At 58.6% G+C, this 22,422-nt stretch carries 30 protein-coding genes; 16 read left to right on the top strand and 14 right to left on the bottom strand.

Features of this window, described 5'->3' with window-relative positions; all coding sequences use genetic code 11:
• The first annotated feature begins 153 nt into the window (after positions 1 to 153).
• On the top strand, positions 154 to 966 hold the full coding sequence (locus AC2FJ6_RS03345) for a class I SAM-dependent methyltransferase (RefSeq protein ID WP_170770295.1): 813 nt from the start codon (positions 154 to 156) through the stop codon (positions 964 to 966).
• Positions 967 to 1,058: 92 nt separating this feature from the next.
• The gene (locus AC2FJ6_RS03340) at positions 1,059 to 1,667 is read left to right on the top strand and encodes a carboxymuconolactone decarboxylase family protein (protein WP_170770297.1); all 609 of its coding nucleotides are present in this window, start codon (positions 1,059 to 1,061) and stop codon (positions 1,665 to 1,667) included.
• On the opposite strand, the gene AC2FJ6_RS03335 is transcribed toward AC2FJ6_RS03340, so the two are convergent.
• Positions 1,647 to 2,540, bottom strand: a complete 894-nt coding sequence (locus AC2FJ6_RS03335; RefSeq protein ID WP_331252083.1) for an alpha/beta fold hydrolase — start codon at positions 2,538 to 2,540, stop codon at positions 1,647 to 1,649. The two genes, AC2FJ6_RS03340 and AC2FJ6_RS03335, sit on opposite strands and share 21 nt — an antisense overlap.
• A gap of 127 nt (positions 2,541 to 2,667) precedes the next feature.
• On the opposite strand from AC2FJ6_RS03335, the gene ppk2 reads away from it, so the two are divergent.
• Entirely contained in the window at positions 2,668 to 3,591 is a 924-nt protein-coding gene (gene ppk2, locus AC2FJ6_RS03330; RefSeq protein ID WP_237215593.1) for a polyphosphate kinase 2, read from the top strand.
• A 102-nt stretch (positions 3,592 to 3,693) separates the two neighbouring features.
• Positions 3,694 to 5,055 carry an MATE family efflux transporter gene (locus AC2FJ6_RS03325; protein WP_170770299.1) on the top strand — a complete coding sequence of 454 codons (1,362 nt, stop codon included), beginning with the start codon at positions 3,694 to 3,696 and terminating at the stop codon, positions 5,053 to 5,055.
• Here the strand turns inward: AC2FJ6_RS03325 and AC2FJ6_RS03320 are convergent.
• Positions 5,052 to 5,447 (bottom strand): hypothetical protein, encoded by a 396-nt coding sequence (locus AC2FJ6_RS03320; RefSeq protein ID WP_170770301.1) that lies wholly within the window; start codon positions 5,445 to 5,447, stop codon positions 5,052 to 5,054. The genes AC2FJ6_RS03325 and AC2FJ6_RS03320 overlap by 4 nt on opposite strands.
• Before the next feature lie 16 nt (positions 5,448 to 5,463).
• On the bottom strand, positions 5,464 to 6,666 hold the full coding sequence (locus AC2FJ6_RS03315) for a pyridoxal phosphate-dependent aminotransferase (protein ID WP_170770303.1): 1,203 nt from the start codon (positions 6,664 to 6,666) through the stop codon (positions 5,464 to 5,466).
• A gap of 91 nt (positions 6,667 to 6,757) precedes the next feature.
• Between AC2FJ6_RS03315 and AC2FJ6_RS03310 the strand changes: the two genes are divergently transcribed.
• From AC2FJ6_RS03310 to AC2FJ6_RS03300, 3 genes are all read left to right on the top strand, one after another.
• Positions 6,758 to 7,150 carry a helix-turn-helix domain-containing protein gene (locus AC2FJ6_RS03310; RefSeq protein ID WP_170770305.1) on the top strand — a complete coding sequence of 131 codons (393 nt, stop codon included), beginning with the start codon at positions 6,758 to 6,760 and terminating at the stop codon, positions 7,148 to 7,150.
• Entirely contained in the window at positions 7,147 to 7,404 is a 258-nt protein-coding gene (locus tag AC2FJ6_RS03305) for a succinate dehydrogenase assembly factor 2 (RefSeq protein WP_331252084.1), read from the top strand. The genes AC2FJ6_RS03310 and AC2FJ6_RS03305 overlap by 4 nt, the downstream gene beginning before the upstream one ends.
• Before the next feature lie 78 nt (positions 7,405 to 7,482).
• Positions 7,483 to 7,980: a MarR family winged helix-turn-helix transcriptional regulator gene (locus AC2FJ6_RS03300; RefSeq protein WP_170782692.1), complete on the top strand. Its 498-nt coding sequence runs from the start codon at positions 7,483 to 7,485 to the stop codon at positions 7,978 to 7,980.
• Here AC2FJ6_RS03300 and AC2FJ6_RS03295 read toward each other — a convergent pair whose 3' ends face one another.
• From AC2FJ6_RS03295 to AC2FJ6_RS03285, 3 genes are read right to left on the bottom strand one after another with little or no spacing between them, the layout of a single operon-like run.
• Positions 7,981 to 8,703: a DUF1194 domain-containing protein gene (locus tag AC2FJ6_RS03295; RefSeq protein ID WP_170770310.1), complete on the bottom strand. Its 723-nt coding sequence runs from the start codon at positions 8,701 to 8,703 to the stop codon at positions 7,981 to 7,983.
• Positions 8,700 to 9,404 (bottom strand): DUF1194 domain-containing protein, encoded by a 705-nt coding sequence (locus AC2FJ6_RS03290; RefSeq protein WP_170770312.1) that lies wholly within the window; start codon positions 9,402 to 9,404, stop codon positions 8,700 to 8,702. Before AC2FJ6_RS03290 ends, AC2FJ6_RS03295 begins: the two co-directional genes overlap by 4 nt.
• A complete protein-coding gene (locus tag AC2FJ6_RS03285; protein WP_170770314.1) occupies positions 9,401 to 9,829 on the bottom strand; it encodes a VOC family protein in 429 nt (142 codons plus the stop codon). The genes AC2FJ6_RS03290 and AC2FJ6_RS03285 overlap by 4 nt, the downstream gene beginning before the upstream one ends.
• A 178-nt stretch (positions 9,830 to 10,007) precedes the next feature.
• On the opposite strand from AC2FJ6_RS03285, the gene thyX reads away from it, so the two are divergent.
• Positions 10,008 to 10,919: an FAD-dependent thymidylate synthase gene (gene thyX / locus AC2FJ6_RS03280; RefSeq protein ID WP_170770317.1), complete on the top strand. Its 912-nt coding sequence runs from the start codon at positions 10,008 to 10,010 to the stop codon at positions 10,917 to 10,919.
• Between the two features lie 87 nt (positions 10,920 to 11,006).
• Entirely contained in the window at positions 11,007 to 11,279 is a 273-nt protein-coding gene (locus AC2FJ6_RS03275) for a hypothetical protein (protein WP_170770319.1), read from the top strand.
• Between the two features lie 76 nt (positions 11,280 to 11,355).
• Here AC2FJ6_RS03275 and AC2FJ6_RS03270 read toward each other — a convergent pair whose 3' ends face one another.
• Positions 11,356 to 11,562, bottom strand: a complete 207-nt coding sequence (locus AC2FJ6_RS03270; protein ID WP_008758035.1) for a cold-shock protein — start codon at positions 11,560 to 11,562, stop codon at positions 11,356 to 11,358.
• Positions 11,563 to 11,612: 50 nt separating this feature from the next.
• On the opposite strand from AC2FJ6_RS03270, the gene AC2FJ6_RS03265 reads away from it, so the two are divergent.
• The 3 genes from AC2FJ6_RS03265 to AC2FJ6_RS03255 are packed head-to-tail and all read left to right on the top strand — an operon-like array spanning position 11,613 to position 12,505.
• The gene (locus AC2FJ6_RS03265; RefSeq protein ID WP_480874466.1) at positions 11,613 to 11,747 is read left to right on the top strand and encodes a hypothetical protein; all 135 of its coding nucleotides are present in this window, start codon (positions 11,613 to 11,615) and stop codon (positions 11,745 to 11,747) included.
• A 30-nt stretch (positions 11,748 to 11,777) separates the two neighbouring features.
• Positions 11,778 to 12,095: an ArsC/Spx/MgsR family protein gene (locus tag AC2FJ6_RS03260; RefSeq protein WP_496668349.1), complete on the top strand. Its 318-nt coding sequence runs from the start codon at positions 11,778 to 11,780 to the stop codon at positions 12,093 to 12,095.
• A gap of 41 nt (positions 12,096 to 12,136) precedes the next feature.
• Complete coding sequence (locus tag AC2FJ6_RS03255; protein WP_170770323.1) at positions 12,137 to 12,505, top strand: hypothetical protein; 369 nt, start codon at positions 12,137 to 12,139, stop codon at positions 12,503 to 12,505.
• Position 12,506: 1 nt separating this feature from the next.
• Here the strand turns inward: AC2FJ6_RS03255 and AC2FJ6_RS03250 are convergent, their stop codons facing one another.
• The 5 genes from AC2FJ6_RS03250 to thrS form a co-directional block, all read right to left on the bottom strand.
• Positions 12,507 to 13,025 carry a DoxX family membrane protein gene (locus AC2FJ6_RS03250; protein WP_170770325.1) on the bottom strand — a complete coding sequence of 173 codons (519 nt, stop codon included), beginning with the start codon at positions 13,023 to 13,025 and terminating at the stop codon, positions 12,507 to 12,509.
• Entirely contained in the window at positions 13,025 to 13,783 is a 759-nt protein-coding gene (locus AC2FJ6_RS03245) for an HvfC/BufC N-terminal domain-containing protein (RefSeq protein ID WP_170782687.1), read from the bottom strand. Before AC2FJ6_RS03245 ends, AC2FJ6_RS03250 begins: the two co-directional genes overlap by 1 nt.
• Positions 13,780 to 14,637, bottom strand: a complete 858-nt coding sequence (bufB, locus tag AC2FJ6_RS03240; protein ID WP_496668347.1) for an MNIO family bufferin maturase — start codon at positions 14,635 to 14,637, stop codon at positions 13,780 to 13,782. Before bufB ends, AC2FJ6_RS03245 begins: the two co-directional genes overlap by 4 nt.
• 72 nt (positions 14,638 to 14,709) lie before the next feature.
• The gene (locus AC2FJ6_RS03235; protein WP_170770331.1) at positions 14,710 to 15,012 is read right to left on the bottom strand and encodes a BufA1 family periplasmic bufferin-type metallophore; all 303 of its coding nucleotides are present in this window, start codon (positions 15,010 to 15,012) and stop codon (positions 14,710 to 14,712) included.
• 220 nt (positions 15,013 to 15,232) lie between these two features.
• On the bottom strand, positions 15,233 to 17,191 hold the full coding sequence (gene thrS / locus AC2FJ6_RS03230; protein WP_496668345.1) for a threonine--tRNA ligase: 1,959 nt from the start codon (positions 17,189 to 17,191) through the stop codon (positions 15,233 to 15,235).
• Between the two features lie 217 nt (positions 17,192 to 17,408).
• On the opposite strand from thrS, the gene AC2FJ6_RS03225 reads away from it, so the two are divergent.
• The 4 genes from AC2FJ6_RS03225 to AC2FJ6_RS03210 all read left to right on the top strand — a co-directional run bounded on the left by AC2FJ6_RS03225 (position 17,409) and on the right by AC2FJ6_RS03210 (position 20,559).
• Entirely contained in the window at positions 17,409 to 18,158 is a 750-nt protein-coding gene (locus AC2FJ6_RS03225) for an alpha/beta fold hydrolase (RefSeq protein ID WP_170770335.1), read from the top strand.
• Positions 18,155 to 19,138, top strand: coding sequence for an alpha/beta hydrolase (locus AC2FJ6_RS03220; RefSeq protein ID WP_480874450.1), 984 nt, complete (start codon positions 18,155 to 18,157; stop codon positions 19,136 to 19,138). Before AC2FJ6_RS03225 ends, AC2FJ6_RS03220 begins: the two co-directional genes overlap by 4 nt.
• Positions 19,139 to 19,158: 20 nt before the next feature.
• Positions 19,159 to 19,773, top strand: a complete 615-nt coding sequence (locus AC2FJ6_RS03215; RefSeq protein WP_170770644.1) for a hypothetical protein — start codon at positions 19,159 to 19,161, stop codon at positions 19,771 to 19,773.
• A gap of 69 nt (positions 19,774 to 19,842) precedes the next feature.
• A complete protein-coding gene (locus AC2FJ6_RS03210; RefSeq protein WP_170770339.1) occupies positions 19,843 to 20,559 on the top strand; it encodes an alpha/beta fold hydrolase in 717 nt (238 codons plus the stop codon).
• Here the strand turns inward: AC2FJ6_RS03210 and AC2FJ6_RS03205 are convergent.
• Together AC2FJ6_RS03205 and phaZ are read right to left on the bottom strand one after the other, a co-directional pair.
• Positions 20,550 to 21,134 carry a DUF6151 family protein gene (locus AC2FJ6_RS03205; RefSeq protein WP_480548490.1) on the bottom strand — a complete coding sequence of 195 codons (585 nt, stop codon included), beginning with the start codon at positions 21,132 to 21,134 and terminating at the stop codon, positions 20,550 to 20,552. The genes AC2FJ6_RS03210 and AC2FJ6_RS03205 overlap by 10 nt on opposite strands.
• Positions 21,135 to 21,139: 5 nt before the next feature.
• Complete coding sequence (gene phaZ / locus AC2FJ6_RS03200; RefSeq protein ID WP_170770343.1) at positions 21,140 to 22,411, bottom strand: polyhydroxyalkanoate depolymerase; 1,272 nt, start codon at positions 22,409 to 22,411, stop codon at positions 21,140 to 21,142.
• Positions 22,412 to 22,422: the final 11 nt, after the last annotated feature.

Raw genomic sequence — 22,422 nt, 5'->3', positions numbered from 1 at the left:
TATGGCAGGTGATGTGGTCCGGGGGAAGAGGGGCGCGAAGTGTTGTGGGTAAATGGTAGGCGGGTCGTGAGTGCTGATCATGGTTTTGGCAAGCTTGGTCAAGTTCGTGTACCCTGTGACCATTGCGGACTGCACCAGATTGGGAGAATTTCAATGAGCACGAACGCTTCGGGCTTTGTCGGGGATATCCCCTCGCACTATGACAAAGGGTTGGGTCCAAACATTTTCTTTGACTACGCGGACCGGATTGTCGACGCCGCTGTTTCAGGACAGTCCAAGACTGTTTTGGAACTCGCGGCAGGAACGGGTATCGTCAGTAGTAGATTACGGGATAAATTGCCTTCGGATGCCTCCTTGATCATTACTGACCTTAACGCTCCGATGTTGGATGTCGCGCGTCAAAAATTTTCCTCCAAGGACAAGATCGATTTTCAAGTCGCCAACGCGATGGAGTTACCATTTGGCGGCTCGCTTTTCGATCTTATCGTGTGCCAGTTCGGGGTCATGTTCTTTCCCGACAAAGTAGCGTCGTATCGTGAGGCGGCGCGTGTTCTGAAGCCGGGTGGCCGGTACGTTTTCAATGTCTGGAGCGCGATCGAGTTGAATCCGTTTTCCCAGATCGCCCAACAGGTTGCTTCGGAGGTGTTCCCGGATGATCCGCCGGGCTTTTACAAGGTTCCCTTCCATTATGGCGACCCGCAATTGGTATGTTCGGATCTGGCCGAGGCTGGTTGGGAAGATGTCTCATTCCTGACGATCGAACTGACGAAAACCATCTCGAACCCGCGGGCCTTTGCAGCAGCTCTTGTCTTTGGCAATCCTTTTATCGACGAGATCCGCGAACGTGGTGGTGTTGATCCCGAAGATGTCGTGGCTCGAATTCTCGCAAGGCTGACTGATGCCTTCGGGGCGAACGGGATGAACATGCCCTTGTCTGCCACCATTTATGAGTGCCGCAAGTCATAGGTGCGGCGTATAAAAATTAAATTTCATACGATTGCCTCTCGAAGCTCAATTTGAACGCAACTAAACTGCGCTGGAAGCGACAGGGGACAGGTATGAGCTGGATCAAAGTAGTGCCGTTCGAAGAAGCGACCGGCAAGCTGCGCAAGCTGTATGAGCGGGTGACGGGGCCGGGCAATAATGTGGACAACATCATGATGGTGCATTCCTTGCGCCCGCATTCGATGGAAGGCCACATGGCGATGTACAAGAATGTCTTGCACCATTCGGCCAACACCATCCCGAAATGGTTTCTTGAGGTCCTGGGCGTGTGGGTCAGCGCGCTCAACCGCTGCGACTATTGTGTCGAGCATCATTTCAGTGGCCTGCAGCGGCTTTTGGCTGACCCAGACCGAGGCAATGCTATCCGTGCCGCGATTGAAGCCCGGACACCGCAGACAGCCCCTCTAGATCCGGCGCAGATCGCGGCGATGGGCTATGCGCGCAAACTGACCGAGGCGCCTGCGGAGCTGACAGAAAGTGATATTGAGGCTCTGCACGCTGCAGGGTGGGAGGATGGAGAAATCCTCGAGATCAATCAGGTCTGCGCCTATTTTTCTTACGCCAATCGCACGGTTCTGGGGCTGGGCTGTTCCACCGATGGGGATATTCTGGGGCTGTCCCCCAACAACTCGGACGATCCGTCAGACTGGGGACACCGTTAAGGCTCGGGTCCAGTTCAGAATGGCCTGCGCCAGCGCCTTGGGGCGTTGATGATGCAGCCAGTGGTCCGTGCCGGGAATGTCAATGCGGGTCAGGTCGGGGGCGAACTCTTCCAGCCCCTCAGTGGCCTCGGGTAGCAGGGCCTTGTCCTCAGATCCCCACAGCAAAAGATGCGGGCAGCGGACCAAAAGGCGCTCGACCGGCAGCTCGGGCAGATTCGTCAGCGGTTCGCCGGGTTTCGCCACCACCAGCGGAGAGGCGCGGTACCAGTTCAGCATTGCGTCCAACCGGCCGGGCCGGGCCCATTCGGTGCGATAGGCCTGCATTTGTGCATCCGACAGCCAATCCAGCCCCATCCCGTACCGAAAGAACCTCTCGAGCCGCGCGAAATTGTCGGCAGAAAATCTTTGGGCGGCGTCTTCGGCCCTCAGATCGTTGATATATTGCGAGGCCGCTGATTGCGCGCCGCCCGACGCCATCGCACGCTGAAACGGCACCGGGTGGACGCCATTGGCGATGATCAGACGGCCCACCAGCTCGGGCTGGAACATGGCCAGCCCATAGGCGACTGAGGCCCCCCAATCATGGCCCAGAACCGTGACAGGTGTGCCCAGCATATCGATCAACGCCGCCATGTCCCCGACCAGTTTTGACAGGGTATAGTGCCCGACCCCCTCGGGCGCCCAGCTTTGGCCATAACCACGCTGATCCGGGGCAATACAATAGAAGTGTTCAGCTAGATGCAGGGCCAGATCAGCCCATGTGCCGCCATATTCAGGAAAGCCATGCAGCATCAGCAAGGGCGGCAGGCTGGGATCGCCCCAACTGCGTAGAAAGAACGGCTGTCCGTCCAGTTCGACAAATCTGCTGTCCACGCGTTAACCCTCTGCTGCCATAGCCAAAAACAGAACCACAAGGTTACAGCAATTTGATACCAATCAAAGCGCGAAATGGCGGTCTCTGCTAGTCACTGGGTCAGACAGCTTTTCAAGGAGAGATTGCATGGAAACAGCGGCGCGGATCGAAAAGACACAAGCCTCCGCCAACGGCGTTCCGGTGCCCACGACCGGCCCGGCTGAACCCAGCCCCGAGAAAATTCGCCACGCGTTTGAAAGCGGCAAGTACCCCTATGGCCGCAAGATGGCGCGCAAGATCTATGAGGCGCAAAAGGCCGAGTTGCAGGCTGAGCTGCTGAAGGTTCAGATATGGGCGCAAGAAACCGGCCAGCGGTTCGTGTTGCTGTTCGAAGGCCGTGACGCTGCGGGTAAGGGCGGCACAATCAAGCGGTTCATGGAGCACCTGAACCCACGTCAGGCCCGAGTGGTTGCGTTGAACAAACCCACCTGGGAAGAGAAGGGTCAGTGGTATTATCAGCGCTATGTTCAGGAATTGCCCACCGTTGGTGAAATGGTGTTCTACGACCGGTCCTGGTACAACCGCGCAGGCGTGGAACGGGTGATGGGCTTCTGCTCGCCCAACGAATATCTGGAATTCATGCGTCAGACTCCGGATCTTGAGCGGATGCTGGTCCGCTCGGGCATTCAGCTTTACAAATACTGGTTCTCGGTCACGCAGCCCGAACAGCAACGCAGGTTCAAAAGCCGCGAGACGGACCCGCTGAAACAGTGGAAACTGTCGCCGATCGACAAGGCCAGCCTTGACAAATGGGACGACTACACCGAGGCGAAAGAGGCGATGTTCTTCTATACTGACACCGCCGACGCGCCATGGACCATCATCAAGTCGAACGACAAGAAGCGTGCGCGCCTGAACACAATGCGGCATTTCCTGTCGACGCTGGACTACCCCGGCAAGAACCATGATGTGGTCCGCGAGCCTGATCCCTTGATCGTTGGACAGGCGCATCACGTCATCCATCGGTCCGAGCACATCCTTGGCAGCGCACTGCACCCTGATGCGCGTTAGGGTCATCCGGGGCTGTTGATTGGCCCCGGACCGAGAGTCTCATCCTGAAATTTCGCTGATCTGGTCTTGTCCCGGCCTCGGGCCGGGCATAAGGCTGGGGCGATGAACAAGGTGATGACATATCGCGGCCATTTCCGGGCCATTACCGTGCTGGGCCTACCGTTGGTGGGCGGGCATCTGGCGCAGTTTGCTATCGGTCTGACCGACACCATCATGCTGGGCTGGTACGGGGTCGAAGCTCTGGCGGCTGTAACCCTGGCCAGTAGTTACTACTTCGTGCTGTTTCTGTTTGGGGCCGGGTTCGGCTGGGCGGTGATGCCCATAGTCGCCACCGCCGCCGCCGAGGAGGATGAGACCAGCATCCGCCGCTCGACCCGCATGGGGCTGTGGTTGTCGCTGATCTATGCGGCGTTGATGATGCCACTGCTGTGGTGGTCCTACCCGATCCTGATTGCGTTGGATCAGGACCCCGAGGTCGCCCGGACCGCCGCGCAATATCTGCGGGTCGCGGGCTGGGGCCTGTTCCCGGCGCTGATCGTGATGGTCCTGAAATCCTATTTGGCGGCGTTGGAACGCACGCAGATCGTGCTGTGGATCACTGTGACGGCGGCTGTGGTCAACGGTTTCACCAACTATGCGCTGATCTTCGGCAATTGGGGCGCGCCCGAGTTGGGCGTGATCGGTGCGGCCATCGCTTCGGTCGTGACACAGGTTGTCTCGCTGGTTTTCGTGGTCATCTACGCCGTGCGTGCCCTACCCGAACACAGCCTGTTTCAGCGCTTTTGGCGCCCGGATTGGGAGTTCTTCTTCAGCGTCCTGCGTCTGGGCGTGCCCATCGGTCTGACCACATTGGCCGAGGTCAGCCTGTTTGCCATGTCGGCAATCATGATGGGCTGGCTGGGACAAGTGCCGCTGGCGGCGCATGGTATCGCGCTGAATCTGGCCTCGGCTACGTTCATGGTGCATCTGGGTCTGTCCAACGCGGCCACGATCCGCGCAGGTAATGCGCTTGGCCGCAAAGACCGGGCACATCTGGAAAAAGGCGCGATTGCTGTGACGGCGATGTCGCTGGTGATGTCGGTGCTGACCGTGATCCTGTTCCTGACCTGCGCCGAGCCGCTGATTTCCCTGTTTATGGAGGCGGATGACCCGCAGCGGTCGCAAATCCTGCTGATCGGAACCGGGTTGCTGGCCATGGCGGCGCTGTTCCAACTGGTCGATGGCGCGCAGGTGATTGCGCTGGGTCTGTTGCGTGGATTGCAGGACGCCAAAGTGCCGATGGTGATGGCAGGGCTCAGCTATTGGGTCGTGGGAATTCCGGCCTCGTATTACTTCGGATTTGTCCAGGGGATGGACGGGATCGGCGTGTGGCTGGGCCTTGTGCTTGGGTTAGCCTTCGCAGCGGTCTTGCTGATGGCGCGGTTCTGGATGCGGTCGGTCCGCTCGGTCCCGGTGGCAGGTTAGTCTTTGGTCAGACGATCCGCCTTTTTACGCACCAGAACACTGCGCAGATCGTGCATCGCCAGTAACAGCCGGTCGGTGACATCCTCAAGCTGCTCATCCGTCGCTTTGGACTGCGCCCACTGAGTCGTCAGGTTCAGGTAGTCCACGGCCCGGTGAATGTCGTCCATATCACGCTGTGCCAAAAGGGCTGTGCGGTCCTCGATCCAACGCGTGATAGCGGCCTGGTCGGTCTCGGTTAGGGTGCGCTGTCCCTGCGGCTTGACCTCTCCGTTGCGGATGTTGATGACCGCGATCTGGTCCATCTCGATCCGGCGTTGGCGGTTTTCGGTGTCGATCCGAAAAACCGCCGCCCCATTCTCGCGCACGCGAAAGTAATATTCGGGCAAATCCACGGCTCAAAGCCTCCGATCAGGTCAGTGCGGCGCAGAACCGCTGAATGCGAGTGCAGGCCTCGGTCAGCGCAGCGTCCGAGGTTGCGTAGCTGACGCGGAAGTTTGGGGACAGACCGAAGGCAGCCCCGAAAACGACGGCCACGTCGGCTTCTTCCAGCAATGCCGTGGCAAAGGCTTCGTCCGATGAAATCACCGTGCCCGCCGGAGTGGTCTTGCCGATCAGCCCTGCGATCGAGGGGTAGACATAGAATGCGCCTTCGGGAGTGGGGCAGGATATACCGTCGATCTCGTTCAGCATCCGCACTACCAAGTCGCGGCGGCGTTTGAATGTCTCGGCATTGGGGGCCAGAAAGTCTTGCGTGCCCTCCAGCGCCTCGACCGCCGCCCATTGACTGACGGAGCAGGGGTTCGAGGTCGACTGAGATTGAATCTTGCGCATCGCGGCAATCAACTCGACCGGACCCGCCGCATACCCGATCCGCCAACCGGTCATGGCATAGGCCTTGGATACGCCGTTGCAAGTCAGAGTGCGGTCATAGAGGCCGGGTTCAACCTCGGCCGGGGTGCAGAACTCGAACCCGTCATAAGCCAGGTGTTCATACATATCGTCCGACATGATCCACACATGCGGATGGCGCATCAGCACATCGGTCAATGCCTTCAGTTCGGCCCGGCTATAGCCCGCGCCCGTTGGGTTGGACGGAGAGTTGAAGATGAACCACTTGGTGTTTGGCGTAATCGCGGCCTCAAGCTGATCGGCGGTCAGTTTAAAGCTGTTCTCGAGCGTCGTTTCCACTACAATCGGCGTGCCTCCGGCCAGTAGCACCATGTCTGGGTAGCTGACCCAATAGGGCGCAGGGATGATCACTTCGTCGCCGTCGTTCATCGTCGCCATCAGCGCGTTATAGAGCGTTTGCTTGCCGCCCGTGCCCACCGAGATCTGCGCAGGCGAATAGTCCAGCCCGTGGTCGCGCTTCATCTTCGCGCAGGCGGCCTGTTTCAGCTCGGGGATGCCATCGGGCGCGGTGTATTTGGTTTTGCCCGCCGCAATGGCGGCAACGGCGGCATCCTTGATGTTCTGCGGCGTGTCGAAATCGGGTTCTCCGGCGCTCAGGCCGATAACGTCGCGTCCCGCGGCCTTCAATTCGGCCGCTATGGCCGTCATGGCGATTGTAGGCGACGGTTTTACGCGTGACAGTGTCGCAGACAGGAAACTCATGGGGGCCCTCGGTTTGAATGATCAACCTGTCTGTCATAGGGTGCGCCCGAAAGACGATCAAGCGATATGAATTGTGGAATTGGAGACCCCGATGAACGACGAAAACGACTGGTACGGCCCGGATTCAGCGACATTCGGCGACCGTCTGGCAGGTGCGCGTGAAGCTGCGGGGATGACACAGTCACAACTGGCCCGCAGGTTGGGCGTGAAAAAAGCAACCCTCGCAGATTGGGAAAACGACCTGTCCGAGCCGCGCGCCAACCGCCTGTCGATGCTGGCCGGGATGGTCAATGTCTCGATCATGTGGCTGTTGACCGGGGAAGGCGAGGGCATGGATGCGCCCTCGGAAGCTGAAGAACCCATGCCCGAACTGGTGGATATCGTGGCCGAGCTACGCTCGATCCGGGGCGAGATGCGAGCCAGCGCGGAACGAGCCGCGAAACTGGAAAAGCGTCTGCGACAGATGGCTGAGCAAGTCCAGTGACCGAGCAGCGGGACACGCGGATCAAGCGGTTGAAAATGCGTTCGATGCGCCGGGGCATCAAAGAGATGGACCTTATCCTGTCGGCCTATGCCGATCGCAATCTTGGCAGCATGGATGAGGCGTTGCTGGACCTGTACGACGCCCTGCTGCACGAGAATGATCAGGACCTGTATCAATGGGTGACAGGACAGGTTTCCACGCCCGATCCCTATGCAGATCTGATTGTGGAAATAGCGCAAACCTTTCAAAAGTAATAGTAAAATCTGCTTAACAGAATATTCGGTTTTTCGATTCATGCTGCCTGAAACGGCGCGATTGAATCGGAGGATCGGATGAGTATGGAAATGCAGGTCTCCGCGCACGGGGCCAAGGGCTTCATGACCAGCTATCTTGAGGCGCTTGCGCTGGTGGAACGGCTGCACCGCCTGCTGCTGGACGTCATCAAGGACGAGTTCGAGCGTGTCGGCGTGCTTGAGATCAACGCCGTGCAAGCCTTGTTGCTGTTCAATATCGGCGATCATGAGGTCACGGCGGGCGAATTGAAAAGCAGGGGCTACTATCAGGGCAGTAATGTCAGCTACAACCTGAAAAAGCTGGTTGAGATGGGCTATATGCACCACCAACGCTGCGAGATTGACCGCCGCTCGGTGCGCGTGCGTCTGACGCCGCGGGGGCGTGAGATCCGCGATATCGTATCCGAACTGTTCGCGCGCCACGCAGGTGGGTTGCAATCACGTGGCGTATTGGAGCTGGAAGGGATTGAGGACATCACCACTTCCCTCCGCCGGGTTGAACGCTACTGGACGGACCAGATCCGCTATATTTACTGATCAGGGCCGGGTGTAGGGCCCGGCATCGGACAGGACCAGGCCTTCAAGCTCGCGGATCAGCTTGCGGGCCATCGCGTCCTCATAGGCTTCGAACCCCACGGCGACCTCGACAAAGGCATCGGGGCCCAGAGTGACCCATGCATTGTAGTAGGCAGACAACTCGCTGATCTGCACGTCGCGCTTGTCCCCAACATTGGCATCATCAGGGCCGATCACCAGACCGTTGATAGTGATCCCGCTGGCTTGCAGCGCCTGTTTGGCCTCGCGGGGATGGGGTCCAATGTTATGTTTGCCGTCGCCAGACAGGTCCAGCGTGTGCTTCCAGCACTCAGGTTGTTGCCACAGCAGACCGGCGCCAAACTGCATCGCCGATCCGACCGCCGTTCCCTGCGGCGCCGAGCTGCGCGTCACGGAGTTCAACAGGGCTGAAATACCATCCAATTGTTCCTCGGATCGGATTTCTGTCCAGTCTAGCAACATGCGCTGATGACTGGGCTCACTCCATTCGAATACCGCCAACCGCACCGCAGGGCCAAGGCCCGAAAGAAGCAGTTGCTTGACCTCGGGTCGTCGTAGGGCAGCGGCCAGACCACCAAGCTGCAACCGGTATTCGGTACTATCGACCGAACCAGAGACATCCAGCCCAAGGGCCAGCGCTTGCCTGCACTCAGACATCGCAGGCGTTGCCAAAAGGGTTGCGGCAGCGGCAAGGTAGCGGATCATTTCAACGCATTACCAGATAGCGCGCCGATTTGCAGGCCCTGCAATTCCCGCTCAAGTTTGCGGCGCATGGCGCGCTCGAAATCCTCAAACCCTTGCGCAACTTCCAGAAAAGCGCCGGGGCCATGCAGCACATTGTTCTCAAAAAACGGGATCAGGAACAGCTCACCCTCGAAATCGGCGGCGTTGATGACCAGCCCGTTCACCACGATGTCCTGAAATGGAAAGTGGCGATAGGCCGAGTCTGGTCCGTACCCGTCATTGTTCGACCCATCCCCAGACAGATCGATGGTCTGGAACAGGCAGGGCGGGGCTTGCTGCATCAATGTCGCGCCAAAGGCCAGCGCATATCCCATCGCGGTGGCTGACCCGCTGTCGGACCGCACCGACTGTTGCACCGTCGTCGCCGCTGCCAGCAAGTCTGCCCGCGTGCGGATCATCGACCAATTCAGAATAACGCGTTGCGTGCTGCGCCCGCTCCATTCATAGACGGTCAGCGCGACGGGCATGGGGGACGAGAAAAACGCCTCGGTCACCTCGGGTGCGACGAGTGCTGCGGCCAAGCCCTGCCGTTGCAGCGTGTCTTCGGTTGCGTCTACCGAGGTCGATATGTCCATCGCCAAGGCAAGCGCCAGCCTGCAGGTCTCGGCCCGCAGGGGGCTGGCCAGAGCAGCCAGTCCCAGGATCGTCAGCCAGCGGATCACCAGTGGCCGGTGCTTTCCATACTGGCCCAGGGTTCGGCCGGATCAAGCGCGTCACCGTTTTGCAGCAGCTCGACCGAGATATTGTCGGGCGAGCGCACAAACGCCATGCGCCCGTCACGTGGCGGCCGGTTGATCACGACGCCATTGTCCTGAAGTAGTTGGCATATTTCGTAGATATTATCGACTCCGTAGGCCAAGTGACCGAAATGCCGGCTATCGCTAGGCAATCCGTCGTCGCCATCCCAGTTATATGTCAGTTCGATCGGGCGATCTTCTTGCCCCGGAGGTGCCATGAAGATCAGCGAAAACCGGCCCTGTTCACTGTCATACCGGCGGGTTTCTTGCAGCCCCAGCAGTTCGTAAAACGCCATGGATTTCTCAAGATCTTTCACACGGACCATGGTGTGGAGGTATGTCAGCCCCATTGCGGTTTCCTTTTTTTGTTTAGGTGATGACAAGCACCTTAGCGCGCTAACATAGTCTGTCGAGAGGCGCGGCGGACACAATTTGGAAAATGCACAAACAAGCGTACATATCGCGGTTCCGGTCGCTGCATTGCCGAGATATAGTGGTCGCCGACTCATTCGATGGAAAGGAAATTTCATGCCGCTGTCCTCTGACCAACTGGCCGAGATCGAAGCGCAAAGGGCGCAATCGCATCAAACGCGTCGTGTTGTGGCTCCGGGGATGGAAGATCATTTGTACACTGCTCATCAAGTCCTGGACCACGGCTTTGTGCGCGTAATCGACTATATGGGCGATGATAACGCGATCTGTCAGGCGGCGCGGGTGTCTTACGGCAAAGGCACTAAGTCGGTGCAGAATGACGAGGGCCTGATCCGCTATCTGATGCGTCACTGGCATTCGACCCCGTTCGAGATGTGCGAAATCAAGCTGCATGTGAAGCTGCCAGTCTTTGTGGCCCGTCAGTGGATCCGGCACCGGACGGCGAATGTGAACGAATATTCCGCGCGTTACTCGATCCTGGATCGGGAGTTCTATATCCCCGCGCCCGACCATGTGGCGGCGCAGTCCGAGGTGAACAACCAGGGTCGGGGCGAAGCCTTACAAGGCGAAGAGGCCGCGCGGGTTCTTGAGATGCTAAAGGCCGACAGCGCCCGGTGCTATGACAATTACGAGGCGATGATCAGTCAGGACGGTCAGCAGGGTCTGGCGCGTGAACTGGCGCGAATGAACCTGCCGGCGAATATCTACACCCAGTGGTATTGGAAGGTGGACCTGCACAACCTGTTCCACTTCCTGCGTTTACGGGCCGACCCGCATGCGCAGTACGAAATCCGCGTTTATGCCGATATGATGTGCAAGATCGTCGCCGATTGGGTGCCTTTTGCCTATAAAGCTTTCGAAGATTATCGTCTGGGCGCGGTGAATCTGTCGGCACAGATGGTCGACAGCCTGCGGCGGATGCTCGCCGGAGAGGCTGTGACGCAGGAAACCTCGGGCATGACCGCCCGCGAATGGCGCGAGTTCGAAGCGGTCATTCGCGAAAACTAAGCGCATATCGTTTGTCTATACGTACTGTCATGAAGCTGTTACACTGGCTTCATGGCTTTTCTTTCCTGTATCCGATACGCGTGCTTGATGTCGTTGCTTGGCGCTCCGGCTTTGGCCAAATCCCCTATTGCTGAGGTGCTGTGTGAGCCGACGTCCCGGTTGCATGACAAGCTGGAACGTCAGTTCGGCTCGCAACGCGCAGCCTCTGGGGTGCGCAGCCCTGAGCAGATCATGGAAGTCTGGACTAGCGAGAAAGGTGATTGGACGATGGTTGTCACTTATTCGACCGGCACGTCCTGCATCGTTGCGATGGGTCAAGACTGGTTCACGCACGTCGACGCAGATCCGGCGCGCGGTTAGCATTGGTCGAACCATTATTGGTCAACGGCCGGAAATTGGCCGTTGCCCTGCTTTGTCTTCCCGTCGGGAGGGGGCCTTACAACGGTTTCAAATCGGCGGCCATCTGGCGACCGTCGCGTCCGTCCTGCAATTCGTATGAGACTTTCTGATTGTCTGCGAGCCCGGTCAGACCTGACCGTTCAACAGCCGAGATATGTACAAATACGTCCTTGCCACCTTCATCAGGGGCAATAAACCCATAGCCTTTAGTGGTATTAAACCATTTCACGGTGCCAGTTGGCATTTCCCGTGTCTCCTTCTACTTACACGTTGTCCCACAAATTGGTGGGGGAAGTGATTGACGCCACCGCCTTTCGTCACCGCCGCGCCCACACGCTTCGGCCCGAATTGCGTATTTCGTCTTTTTCAACATTGCACGGTGAAGTAAAAAATCAAGAATTACCGGAACACGTTGGCGAAATTGCCTAAAATTCGCACAAGCACAGGAAGCCCCCGAAAATGCGTCTATATGGACTTAAGAACTGTGACACCTGCCGTAAGGCATTGAAGTCATTGCAGGATGTTGAATTCATCGACGTCCGCGCTGATGGCGTGCCTGAAACAGTGCTTTTAAAGGCCCTTACACATTTCGGCGAGGCTTTGCTCAACACCCGGTCCACGACTTGGCGGGGCCTAAGCGAAGACGAACGCGCGCGTGCACCGTTGGAGCTGTTGCGCGATCATCCGACCTTAATGAAACGCCCGCTGATCGAGCGTGACGGGGAGCTTTTTCTCGGCTGGACGGCGGCGACGAAGGCGGCTCTTGGCGTCGGCTGAGCGGATGCTTATCTGCAAGGGCGCAAGCAAGAGGGCGAAGGATGCGTAACGCAGCGATGATTTTGGGTGTGATTGCCGGGCTAATCGGCATGTTGGTCGGCTTTGTCGGCTATGGCTATGTCGAACTGATCGACCGGTTCGGTGAGATCGACGGGTTAGCCGAGCAGGTCGACAACGCGCAACTGATCCAGACGGCCTCGATCCTTGCGCCTCTGCTGGCGATTGCCGGTGGCGCCATGGCCAAGGCGCGGGCACTGGTTGGGGGGCTATTGTTGCTGGTCTCAGCAGGCGGCATGTATTACGCGTTTGGTTTCAATGCCTTTACCATGTTCCCCGTCGCATTCGCTGGGGTGGCAGGGGTCCTCGGGCTGGCCGCAGGTAAACCGGACGAGCCCAAGGCGCATTTCTAGATCATTTTAAGCGCAGGACGCGGTCGATGGAAATCGGGCCTGCGCCGTTGATCACGATGACCAGGAACAGGAAGGTCCACATCACACGCTGATCCATCAAAGTGATGGCGTTGTCGAACAATCCACCCAGTTTCACGCCGTGACCGGCGACATCAACGATGGTCTGGACCCAGACGAACCCGATCATGGCCAGGGCAGCAACGCGTGTCAGAAGACCAACCAGCAGAAGCGCAGGCAGGACGAATTCGGCCACGGTGCCGAAGAAGATCACGATGCGCTGGAAAAAGGTCATCTGGGTAACGTCGTACAAAACGGCTTCAGCCGCTTTGGGGAAGATCTGGCCAAAGGCACCGGCTGACGCCGAGAAGATCGACCCGTCAATCTTCAGAGTGGCCGAGTTCCAGTAATACACAAGCAATACAGCAACAAAAACAAGCCGCGCCAGGGTCGGGGTCAGCCAATTGGCCGAACTGTCGAGCCGTCCCAGGACGTTATTGTGAAGAGAGATCAGGGCAGTCATTATGCCAGCCTTTCGATAGTCACAGAAGTAAGAGCGCCGCCTTGAAGCAGCAGCGCCAGAGTAGCCCCAAGGTCAAACTCGGGGGTGGTTGCAGAGGTGTTTTCATACGCCTGACCGATCGTCTGACCGGCCATCATCTCTGCAATCCAATCCGCACCACCGGCAGGCAGCAGATGCGGAGCGGGATCATATTCCGGTCGTGTTACTAACACGCCTTCGGCCCCAGCCTGTGGCTTGGGTGCGTTTTCTTGCGTGTTGAAACGCCAGATCGAATAAATCGGCCATTCCGAGCGGATCACCCGCATCGACGGCGCAAATTCAAGCGTGGCCTGCATCACCTCATCAGGCGCAACTGCCAGCGCATCCGCTGGGGCTGGGGTGCTGTCGGCGGCGTGGTAAGACTGACGCAGAGCCAGTTCCAGCCGAGCGATGTCGGGCAGGTAGCCCAAATGCGAAAGCTGCGGCATCCCGGCCAGAAACTCGGGGAATGCCTCGCCATAGAACATCATCATGGGCGAGGTCGGAGGATGCTGACGTAGGAAAATACCCGATAGACCATCCATATTCTGCGTGCCCAGCAGTTTGGTAATCACCGGAAAGGCCTGATACATTGCCTCGGTCAGCGACACGGCGACGTTGTTGCGATAGACGCTGAAACGACGTCCCGCAGGGTGTTCAGACGCGTCCACAAGGCCGTCGGGCACCGCCTGTGACGGGTCCAAAAGCGCCGTGTGGAAGGTTGTCTGAGAAACGCTCATGCTGGAACGCGGTCCAAAGCCGCCTGAGCCCTATCGGCCTCGGCGCGGAGTACAGGCCAGTCGGGAACGTCGGTATCCCATTCGATCAGGACGGGCTTGGGGCCGGATTGGTCCAGAACGTAGTCCAGAAGGGCCCATACCGGGTCCACAACTTCCCGCCCGTGGCTGTCAATTAGCAGGGGGCGCCCGTGATCGTCTTCGTCTTCGTCGTGGCCGCCCAGATGAATCTCACCCACTTTGTCCAGCGGATAGGCGTCGATATAGCCTTGGGGTGAGAAATTCAGATTGGTGGCCGACACGAACACATTGTTCACGTCCAGCAACAGGCCACAGCCCGTGCGACGCGCGATTTCACGCAAGAAATCAGGCTCGGACCAGGTGCTTTCCTCGAACGCCAAATAGCTGGAGGGGTTTTCCAGCAGCATCTGCCGCCCGACAACCTCTTGCACCTGATCAATATGCTCACAAACCCGGTCCAAAGTTGCGTCGGTGTAGGGCAGGGGTAGCAGGTCGTTCAGGAAATGGCTGTCATGGGTCGACCAAGCCAGATGTTCCGAAAAGCTGGCAGGGTTCAGCCAGCCAACCAAATGTTTCAACCGGGCCAGATGATCGGGGTCCAGCGGGGTTTCGCCGCCAATGGACAGGCCGACACCGTGGACAGAGATAGGGAATTGTTCGGACAAATGGCGCAGTTGCGCCAGCGGGCGTCCGCCATCGCCCATGTAATTCTCGGCATGGATTTCCAGCCATGCCACCGGGTGCGCGTGATCCAGAATTTGCTGAAAATGCTGGGGCTTATATCCGACACCCGGCGCGGCGGGCAGTCTGTTTGAACGAATAGCATTGTCCAGCATCGTTATAGTCTCCGGTTCACGACAAAGAGGCGGGCGACAAGGCCCGCCCCTTCGGTTTTCCTAAGCGCGGGCTTATGCCGGCAGATCGCGGTCCAGCGGCTCCAGCGAGCCTTTGCGGTCCGAACCGTCTGCGGTTTTAGGCAGCTCGATATCGGCGCAAGTGCCTGCGTCGACCAGAGTCCAGGCATTGCCCTGATAATCAACGGTCGAGGTACCGGCGCAGGTGGTGCCGGGGCCTGCGGCGCAATCGTTTTCGCCTGCCAGCGAAACGCCATAGCATTTCTCTTTGGCTTGTGCGGTTGCGGTGGTGGCCATGCCCGATACGGCGGCTGCAACGGCGCTTGCGATAACGAGGGACTTAGCTGTGTTCGACATCTCGGTAATCCTTTTGGTGACTGCGTATGTCTGTGTTGACAATGACAAAGGTAGTCGTTCAGAGGCGACAGTTAAATTCACGAGCCCGTGTCTCACAACCCCGTCAGGCACTGTCATGCCCTCTTGTAGGTTAACATATTGTTTTTGAAATCGAAAATGGAAAATATTTCAATCCGGCCCCTGTTTTAGGGCCGGATCGCAGGCGAATTGACGCCGAATGTTACAGCAGATCGGGGGGGGTCGCCGCCTTGGATAGCTCAATTGTTACAGCCTCAAGTGATTGAACCTGTGTTTGTTTTTCGCCAAGACGGCGCACGCTGAGGGTGCGGTCTTCGACTTCGCGGTGACCGACGGCCAAAATCACGGGCACTTTACCGACAGAATGCTCGCGGACCTTGTAGTTGATCTTTTCGTTGCGGATATCCGCTTCGGCCCGAACCCCGGCGGCTTTGAGCGTTTCCACCACTTCGGCCACATAATCATCCGCCTCGGAAGTGATCGAGGCCACGACAACCTGACGCGGGGCCAGCCAGAACGGCAGCTTGCCGGCGTGCTCTTCGATCAAGATACCGATGAAACGTTCAAACGAGCCCAGCGTTGCCCTGTGCAGCATGAACGGACGGTGCTTGGCACCGTCTGCGCCGATAAAGCTGGCATCCAGACGTTCGGGCAGATTGGGGTCAACCTGCAGCGTGCCGCATTGCCAGGTCCGACCGATGGCGTCGGTCAGAGTGAATTCCAGCTTGGGGCCGTAAAACGCGCCTTCGCCTTCGAGGATCTCATAGTCATACCCGGCGGCTTTGCAGGCATCGCCCAAGGCTTTTTCGACCAGATCCCAGCTTTCATCGGACCCGATCCGCTTTTCGGGACGGGTGGACAGTTTGATCGTCCAGTCGTGGAAGCCCAGATCGGCATAGACCTTGGATAGGAAAGCGATGAACTTGGCGGTCTCGGATTCGATCTGATCTTCGGCACAAAAGATGTGGCCATCGTCCTGCGTGAAACCGCGCACCCGCATGATGCCGTGCAATGCTCCCGAAGGTTCATAGCGTGCGCACGATCCGAACTCAGCCATGCGCAGGGGCAGGTCGCGATAGGATTTCAGACCCTGATTGAACACCTGCACGTGGCAGGGGCAGTTCATCGGCTTCAGCGCGTTGATCGCCTTTTCACGGGCATGTTCTTCATCCACTTCGACGATGAACATGTTTTCCTGATATTTGTCCCAGTGACCCGAGGCCTCCCACAGTTTGCGGTCGACAACTTGCGGGGTGTTGACCTCGACATAGCCGTCGCGTTCCTGCATCCGGCGCATATAGTCCTGCAGGGTGGTGTAGATTTTCCACCCGTTGGGATGCCAGAAGATCTGGCCGGGGGCCTCTTCCTGCATGTGGAACAGGTTCATTTCGCGGCCCAGCTTGCGGTGGTCGCGTTTGGCAGCCTCTTCCAGCATATGCAGGTGGGCTTTCAGCTTTTCCTTGCCGGTGAAAGCCACACCGTAGATGCGTTGCAGCATCTGGCGCGAGCTGTCGCCGCGCCAGTAGGCACCCGCGATGGACATCAGTTTGAACGCATCGCCGGGCAGTTGGCCGGTGTGCTGCAGGTGCGGGCCGCGGCACAGGTCCTGCCAGTGGCCGTGCCAATACATGCGCAGTGGCTCATCGCCCGGAATGGATTCGATCAGCTCGACCTTATAGGGCTCGTTATTGGCCTTGTAGAATTCGATCGCGCGGTCGCGGTCCCAGACCTCGGTTGTGACGGGGTCGCGCTTGTTAATGATCTCTTTCATCTTTTTCTCGATGAGGCCGAGATCTTCGGGCGTGAACGGCTCTTCACGGTCAAAGTCATAGTACCAGCCGTATTCGATGACGGGGCCAATGGTGACTTTGGTGGCGGGCCAGATTTCCTGCACGGCGCGGGCCATCACATGCGCCAGATCGTGACGGATCAGCTCATTGGCCTGCTCTTCATCTTTCATGGTGTGGATGGCGATTTGGGCGTCGGACTCAATAGGCCATTGCAAGTCCCAATGCTTGCCGTCGACCGTGGCCGAGATTGCCTTTTTGGCCAGCGAGGTCGAGATATCGGCGGCCACCTGCGCGGGTGTTACGCCTGCGTCATAGGAACGTGCATTGCCATCGGGGAAGGTGAGAGAGACGGATTTCGAATCCAGGGCCATGTTGGCTCTCCTCGTCGGTTTGGCGCCCACTGAACGCCCGGTTGCGGGTTATTTGCGTCTGGCTGCTTTGGCAGGTGGTGGGGATTGTGTCAAGTGCGGGAGCGAGGGACGCTGCCCCTCGCGCACCCCGGGATATTTTTTGCCAGATGAAGGTCGGATCGGGGAATTGCGGTTGGGGTTGGGACGTGCATGATGTTGACAAAGCAAAGAGGGTTTTATGGCAGAGGCTGAATTTCTGGAGACCGCGCAGGGGCGGCGATTGGCGTATCACAAAAGTGAGGGGTCGGGGCCCACGGTCGTTTTTCTTGGCGGGCTAAAGTCGGATATGGAAGGCACCAAGGCGGTGCATCTTGAAGCATGGGTAAAGGCACGTGGGCACGCGTTTTTGCGGTTCGACTATTCGGGGCATGGGGAGAGTTCCGGTACGTTTGAGGAAGGCTGCATTGGCGATTGGCATGAGGATTCGGTTGCCGCGGTCAAGGCGCTGACCGAAGGGCCCTTGATTGTGGTCGGGTCGTCCATGGGTGGCTGGCAGGCGTTGTTGTTGGCAAAGGCAATGCCGGAACGAATTGTCGGGATGGTTACAATCGCTGCCGCGCCGGACTTTACCGAAGATGGCTATTGGGCCTCGTTCAGCGATTCACAGAAGGCGGCTCTGGAGACGGTGGGGCATGTGGAATTGCCCTCGGATTACATGGAGCCTTACATCATTACCAAGCGCATGATCGAAGATGGGCGCACGCGATTGGTTCTGCGCGATCCGTTGGCTTTGCCATTTCCCGTGCGATTTTTGCAGGGCACGGCGGATACAGCGGTGTCAATCGAGACGGCTGTGCGGTTGCTGGACCATGCCAGTGGACCGGATATGCGGTTGCTGTTGGTCAAGGATGCGGATCACAGATTCTCGGACGGGCCTTGCCTGGAGATTATCGAACGCGCTGTGCTTGATGTGCTTGCCCCCGAATGACCCGGTTGGTTCTGCGTTTCATTGTCGTGCTGGCAGCTCTGGGCGGCCTGATCTTCTGGTTGGGGCCGCGCGAAGAGGTTGACCTTCATCCCACGTTTGAGCCGCGCAAATTTGGCGAGGGGGTGCAGGTCTATTTCGAGAGTGTCGAATCCGCCTTCGAAGACATCGTTCCCGGTGTCGAAAAGCGGGTGATCTGGCAAGAGGGATTCAAGGAACAGCGAACACCGGTGTCGATCCTTTATGTTCACGGATTCTCGGCCTCATCCGAGGAAATCCGCCCGGTGCCCGATCTGCTTGCAAAAGCGCTGGGTGCCAATCTGGTGTACACGCGCCTGCAAGGCCATGGGCGCGGCGGTTCCGCCATGGCAGAGGCGACGGCCCCGGGGTGGATGGCCGACATGGCCGAGGGCCTCGCCGCAGCACGCGCGGTCGGCGACCGGGTGGTTGTGATCTCGACCTCGACTGGGGGGACGCTGGCCGCGGCTGCCGCGCTGGATGCCGAGATGACGCAGAATGTCGGCGCGATGATCTTTGTTTCGCCGAATTTCGGGGTCAATACGCCGGGGGCTTGGATACCCGGCCTGCCCTGGGCGCGAAATTGGTTGCCGATGTTGATGGGGGAAACCCGCGATGTGTCAGATACCGACCCGGAGCGGAACAAATACTGGTCGCTGAGCTATCCGTGGGAGGCCGTTGTTCCGATGACCCGGCTGGTCGATGTGGTGAACGGGCAGGATTTTGCGCAAGCACAGGTTCCGGCGCTGTTCTGGTTCTCGGATGACGATCAGGTGGTGCGTCCGGATCGGACTCATCAGGTGGCACAGGCGTGGGGCGGGCCTGCGACAGTCAATCTGGTTGCAATGGGCGAAGAAGATGACCCTGCATCGCATGTGGTGGCTGGGCGGCTGATGTCGCCGGGGCAGACCGAAGCCACCGTGGATGGCATGCTCGCGTGGCTACGCTCGGTGGGGATCGAATAGCGATGCGTAAACCGGCCAGTATGTGGAGCCTTGAGACGCTGGGCCGGGTGCGCTTGTCGCGGCATTTCTTCATGCGGGACTTCCTGTATTCCGAAATCGGGAATTTTCATGGGATACAGAACATCCCCGAAAACCCTGATCTGGCCATCGAAACGGGGCGCGCTTTTTGCCAAACCCTGCTGGACCCTTTGGAAGAGACCTTTGGGCGCGTCGCCGTGCGCTCGGGTTATCGCGCGCCGTCGCTGAACCGGTTCGGCAACGAAAACAAACTGAACTGTGCCCGCAATGATAACCCGATGGAATGCCATATCTGGGATCGGGGCACGGGCGAGAACCGAATAGCGGGGGCGTCGATCGTGATTCCGTGGTTCGCGGATCAATATGGAACCGGGCGCGATTGGCGCGATATTGCGTGGTGGATGCATGATCATCTGGACTATTCCGAGATCTGGTTCTTTCCCAAGCTCTGCGCGTTCAATCTGGTCTGGAGACCCAATCCGCATCGCCGGATCGATAGCTATATCGCGCCACGCGGATGCCTGTTGCGGGCTGGGGCGGAACCTGATGAACCCCGGGACAAGCGGCAGGCGCGCTATGCGGATTTCCCACCCTTTCGGGGCATCGACTATCCCTGAACTTTCCCTTGCCCGGGTGCTGGAAAACGCTCATCCTGCAGGAAAAGTTGATTATTGTGGAGGCTCTGTGTGATTGAGCCGTTGGTTTTACTGCCCGGTTTCATGTGCGATGCGCGCCTGTTCGGGGCTCAGATTTTGTACCTGTCTCATTACCGCGCGGTGACGGTTGCGCCCCTGTCGGTCGGCGAACGGATAGAAGAGATCGCCTCGGGCTTGCTGGACCAGTTGCCGCATCGGTTCGCATTGGGCGGCTTCAGCATGGGCGGGGTTGTGGCGCTTGAGATCGCGCGCCGCGCGCCGGACCGGGTCTCTCGGTTGTGCCTTATGGCGACCGATGCGCAGGCCGACACCCCTCAGATCGCGGCGGGACGTGAAGAGTTGATCGTTGGGGCAAAATCCGGGCGGCTTGAGGATGTGATGACTCGCATGATCGGTTCGGACACGTTGGCGCCGGGGCCGGAGCGGGTGCCCGTCCTGAACGAAGTGATGGCCATGGCCATTGATCAAGGGCCGGATATGTTCGAACGGCAAATGCGAGCCATGCAGCGCCGACCGGACCAGCAAGGGGGGTTGCGGCATATCAACGTGCCAACTCTGGTTTTGTGTGGGGCCCATGACCAAATCACTCCAGTGCGAAAACATAGTTTCATGGCTGAGATGATCCCGAATGCCGAACTGCGTGTGATCGAGGAGGCGGGCCATATGGTGCCGCTCGAGGCCCCCGCCGCGGTGACCGAAGCCTTGGAGGCTTGGCTGAACATTCCGGCGCGTTTGGCCTACTTGTAGAGGGCTGCGCGCTCGGGTTTCGTTAGGACGGTCGGTTTGGCCGACGTTTCCCTGGTGTCGGCATCGAAGAAAGGCGTGTTCTTCCAACTGCCAGACAAACGGGACTTCAGCACGCGCGTCACCAGACCAATTGCCGCAGGGCCCAAGCCTTCATGCGCTTGCTTTCCGCCGGGGCGAGGAACAAAGCCGCGTGTACGTACGGGCCCTAGGTCGCTTGGGTCCGGGATGCGGTTCACGATGAACCCGGCGAAAGGAACTTTCGGTGTACGTGAAGTGGTGGCCAGCGGGGCGTTGCAGCAACTGGCGTACCAGCGCAACATCCCCTTGGGGCTGAGCTGCATCAGCGCAAGGTGTTCTGCGCCGTGTTCAAAAACGATCTCCTCGGGCAGCATTTGCAGCACGTCGACCGGGCCAGGGGCAGGGTCGGGTTGTCCAAAATAAAGCTGCGCGGCCCGGCAATCGTGGCAAAAGCATTCCACATGTGTGGACGAAGCGACCCCTGCGGCTGAAATGCGCCCACTCAAAGCACCGCAGGTGCAGGCGAAGGTAGTGTCCTTGGCCGGGCTTTGAACCATGCGCCTCAGGCGACTTTGTTCTTGTTGGCGGCCCGGCGGCGCGGTTTGCGTGTGTTGGCGTTCATGAAGTCGATCACCAGCGGGCGGATATTGTCGCGCCAGCTGCGGCCCGCAAAAATACCGTAGTGCCCCGCGCCGGGTTCCACATGACTGGCCTTTTTCGCATCGGGCAGACCGGTGCAAAGATCAAGGGCCGCGATACATTGGCCAGGGGCCGATATATCGTCATTCGCGCCCTCAACTGATTTTACCGCGACATCGGTGATCTTGCCTATATCCACCTTGTGCCCGGCCACCACAAATTCATTCCGCGCAATTTCGCGGTTTTTGAAGATGCGTTCGACGGTAGACAGGTAGAACTCGGCCGTCATGTCCATCACTGCCAGATACTCATCGTAGAAACGGTTGTGCGCGTCATGATCCGAGGCCTCGCCCCGCATGACACGCTGGATCTGGTCGGTGAAGGCCTTGCTGTGGCGCTCTCCGTTCATCGACATGAACGAGGCCAACTGCAACAGGCCGGGATAGACCATGCGGCCGACGCCTTTGTACTTAAAGCCCACACGCTGGATCATGGTTTCTTCCAGCTGGCCCATTGTAACGCGGCGGCCAAAATCGGTGACATCCGTCGGAGTCGCGTCTGGATCGACCGGCCCACCGATCAGTGTCAGAGTGCTGGGTTGTGCCTTGGGTTCCACCTCGGCCAGGTAAGCCGTGGCAGCCAGGGTAAGGGGCGCGGGCTGGCATACGGCAACAACATGTGTTTCCGGGCCAAGTTCTTTCATGAAATCGACAAGGTAGAGTGTATAGTCCTCGACATCGAACTTGCCTTCGGACACAGGGATATCGCGCGCATTATGCCAATCGGTGACATAAACTTCGCAATTGACCAGCAGGCTTTTGACTGTCGATCGCAGCAACGTCGCATAGTGGCCCGACATTGGGGCAACCAGCAGAACCTTGCGCGGCTGTTCTTCGCGACCGTTGACGCGGATGTGGATCAGGTCGCCAAACGCACGCTCGACCACCGGCACGATGTCGACAAGATGGTCCTTGCCATCTTCGCAGGTGAACGTGCGAATGCCCCAGTCAGGCTTGACAATCATGCGCTGGAATGTGCGTTCCGTGACCTCGCCCCAGGCTGCCATCATGCTGAACGCAGGGTTCGGCACCATCGAAAACAACGGGTAAGAGGCCATCGCACTGGCGGTCGCACCCATCCATTGATTGGTGTTGCGCATGGTTTCCATCAGATCATAGGTCATCATGTAGCGCATCGGGCGAACCT

This window comes from Ruegeria sp. CDSA089, assembly GCF_059612205.1.
Note: the sequence above shows the minus strand (reverse complement) of the source record. Positions and strands in the feature narration are given on the sequence as shown.

Bases quoted from the DNA above. Each gene is read 5' to 3' on its own strand.
- AC2FJ6_RS03260 (WP_496668349.1), top strand. From the start codon at position 11,778: ATGCGTCTATATGGACTTAAGAACTGTGACACCTGCCGTAAGGCATTG.
- phaZ (WP_170770343.1), bottom strand. From the start codon at position 22,411: ATGCGCTACATGATGACCTATGATCTGATGGAAACCATGCGCAACACC.
- AC2FJ6_RS03225 (WP_170770335.1), top strand. From the start codon at position 17,409: ATGGCAGAGGCTGAATTTCTGGAGACCGCGCAGGGGCGGCGATTGGCG.
- bufB (WP_496668347.1), bottom strand. From the start codon at position 14,637: ATGCTGGACAATGCTATTCGTTCAAACAGACTGCCCGCCGCGCCGGGT.
- AC2FJ6_RS03250 (WP_170770325.1), bottom strand. From the start codon at position 13,025: ATGACTGCCCTGATCTCTCTTCACAATAACGTCCTGGGACGGCTCGAC.
- AC2FJ6_RS03340 (WP_170770297.1), top strand. From the start codon at position 1,059: ATGAGCTGGATCAAAGTAGTGCCGTTCGAAGAAGCGACCGGCAAGCTG.
- AC2FJ6_RS03310 (WP_170770305.1), top strand. From the start codon at position 6,758: ATGAACGACGAAAACGACTGGTACGGCCCGGATTCAGCGACATTCGGC.
- ppk2 (WP_237215593.1), top strand. From the start codon at position 2,668: ATGGAAACAGCGGCGCGGATCGAAAAGACACAAGCCTCCGCCAACGGC.
- AC2FJ6_RS03255 (WP_170770323.1), top strand. From the start codon at position 12,137: ATGCGTAACGCAGCGATGATTTTGGGTGTGATTGCCGGGCTAATCGGC.
- AC2FJ6_RS03205 (WP_480548490.1), bottom strand. From the start codon at position 21,134: ATGGTTCAAAGCCCGGCCAAGGACACTACCTTCGCCTGCACCTGCGGT.
- AC2FJ6_RS03300 (WP_170782692.1), top strand. From the start codon at position 7,483: ATGAGTATGGAAATGCAGGTCTCCGCGCACGGGGCCAAGGGCTTCATG.
- AC2FJ6_RS03315 (WP_170770303.1), bottom strand. From the start codon at position 6,666: ATGAGTTTCCTGTCTGCGACACTGTCACGCGTAAAACCGTCGCCTACA.
- AC2FJ6_RS03270 (WP_008758035.1), bottom strand. From the start codon at position 11,562: ATGCCAACTGGCACCGTGAAATGGTTTAATACCACTAAAGGCTATGGG.
- AC2FJ6_RS03245 (WP_170782687.1), bottom strand. From the start codon at position 13,783: ATGAGCGTTTCTCAGACAACCTTCCACACGGCGCTTTTGGACCCGTCA.
- AC2FJ6_RS03285 (WP_170770314.1), bottom strand. From the start codon at position 9,829: ATGGGGCTGACATACCTCCACACCATGGTCCGTGTGAAAGATCTTGAG.
- AC2FJ6_RS03275 (WP_170770319.1), top strand. From the start codon at position 11,007: ATGTCGTTGCTTGGCGCTCCGGCTTTGGCCAAATCCCCTATTGCTGAG.
- AC2FJ6_RS03345 (WP_170770295.1), top strand. From the start codon at position 154: ATGAGCACGAACGCTTCGGGCTTTGTCGGGGATATCCCCTCGCACTAT.
- AC2FJ6_RS03220 (WP_480874450.1), top strand. From the start codon at position 18,155: ATGACCCGGTTGGTTCTGCGTTTCATTGTCGTGCTGGCAGCTCTGGGC.
- thyX (WP_170770317.1), top strand. From the start codon at position 10,008: ATGCCGCTGTCCTCTGACCAACTGGCCGAGATCGAAGCGCAAAGGGCG.
- thrS (WP_496668345.1), bottom strand. From the start codon at position 17,191: ATGGCCCTGGATTCGAAATCCGTCTCTCTCACCTTCCCCGATGGCAAT.
- AC2FJ6_RS03215 (WP_170770644.1), top strand. From the start codon at position 19,159: ATGTGGAGCCTTGAGACGCTGGGCCGGGTGCGCTTGTCGCGGCATTTC.
- AC2FJ6_RS03325 (WP_170770299.1), top strand. From the start codon at position 3,694: ATGAACAAGGTGATGACATATCGCGGCCATTTCCGGGCCATTACCGTG.
- AC2FJ6_RS03235 (WP_170770331.1), bottom strand. From the start codon at position 15,012: ATGTCGAACACAGCTAAGTCCCTCGTTATCGCAAGCGCCGTTGCAGCC.
- AC2FJ6_RS03295 (WP_170770310.1), bottom strand. From the start codon at position 8,703: ATGATCCGCTACCTTGCCGCTGCCGCAACCCTTTTGGCAACGCCTGCG.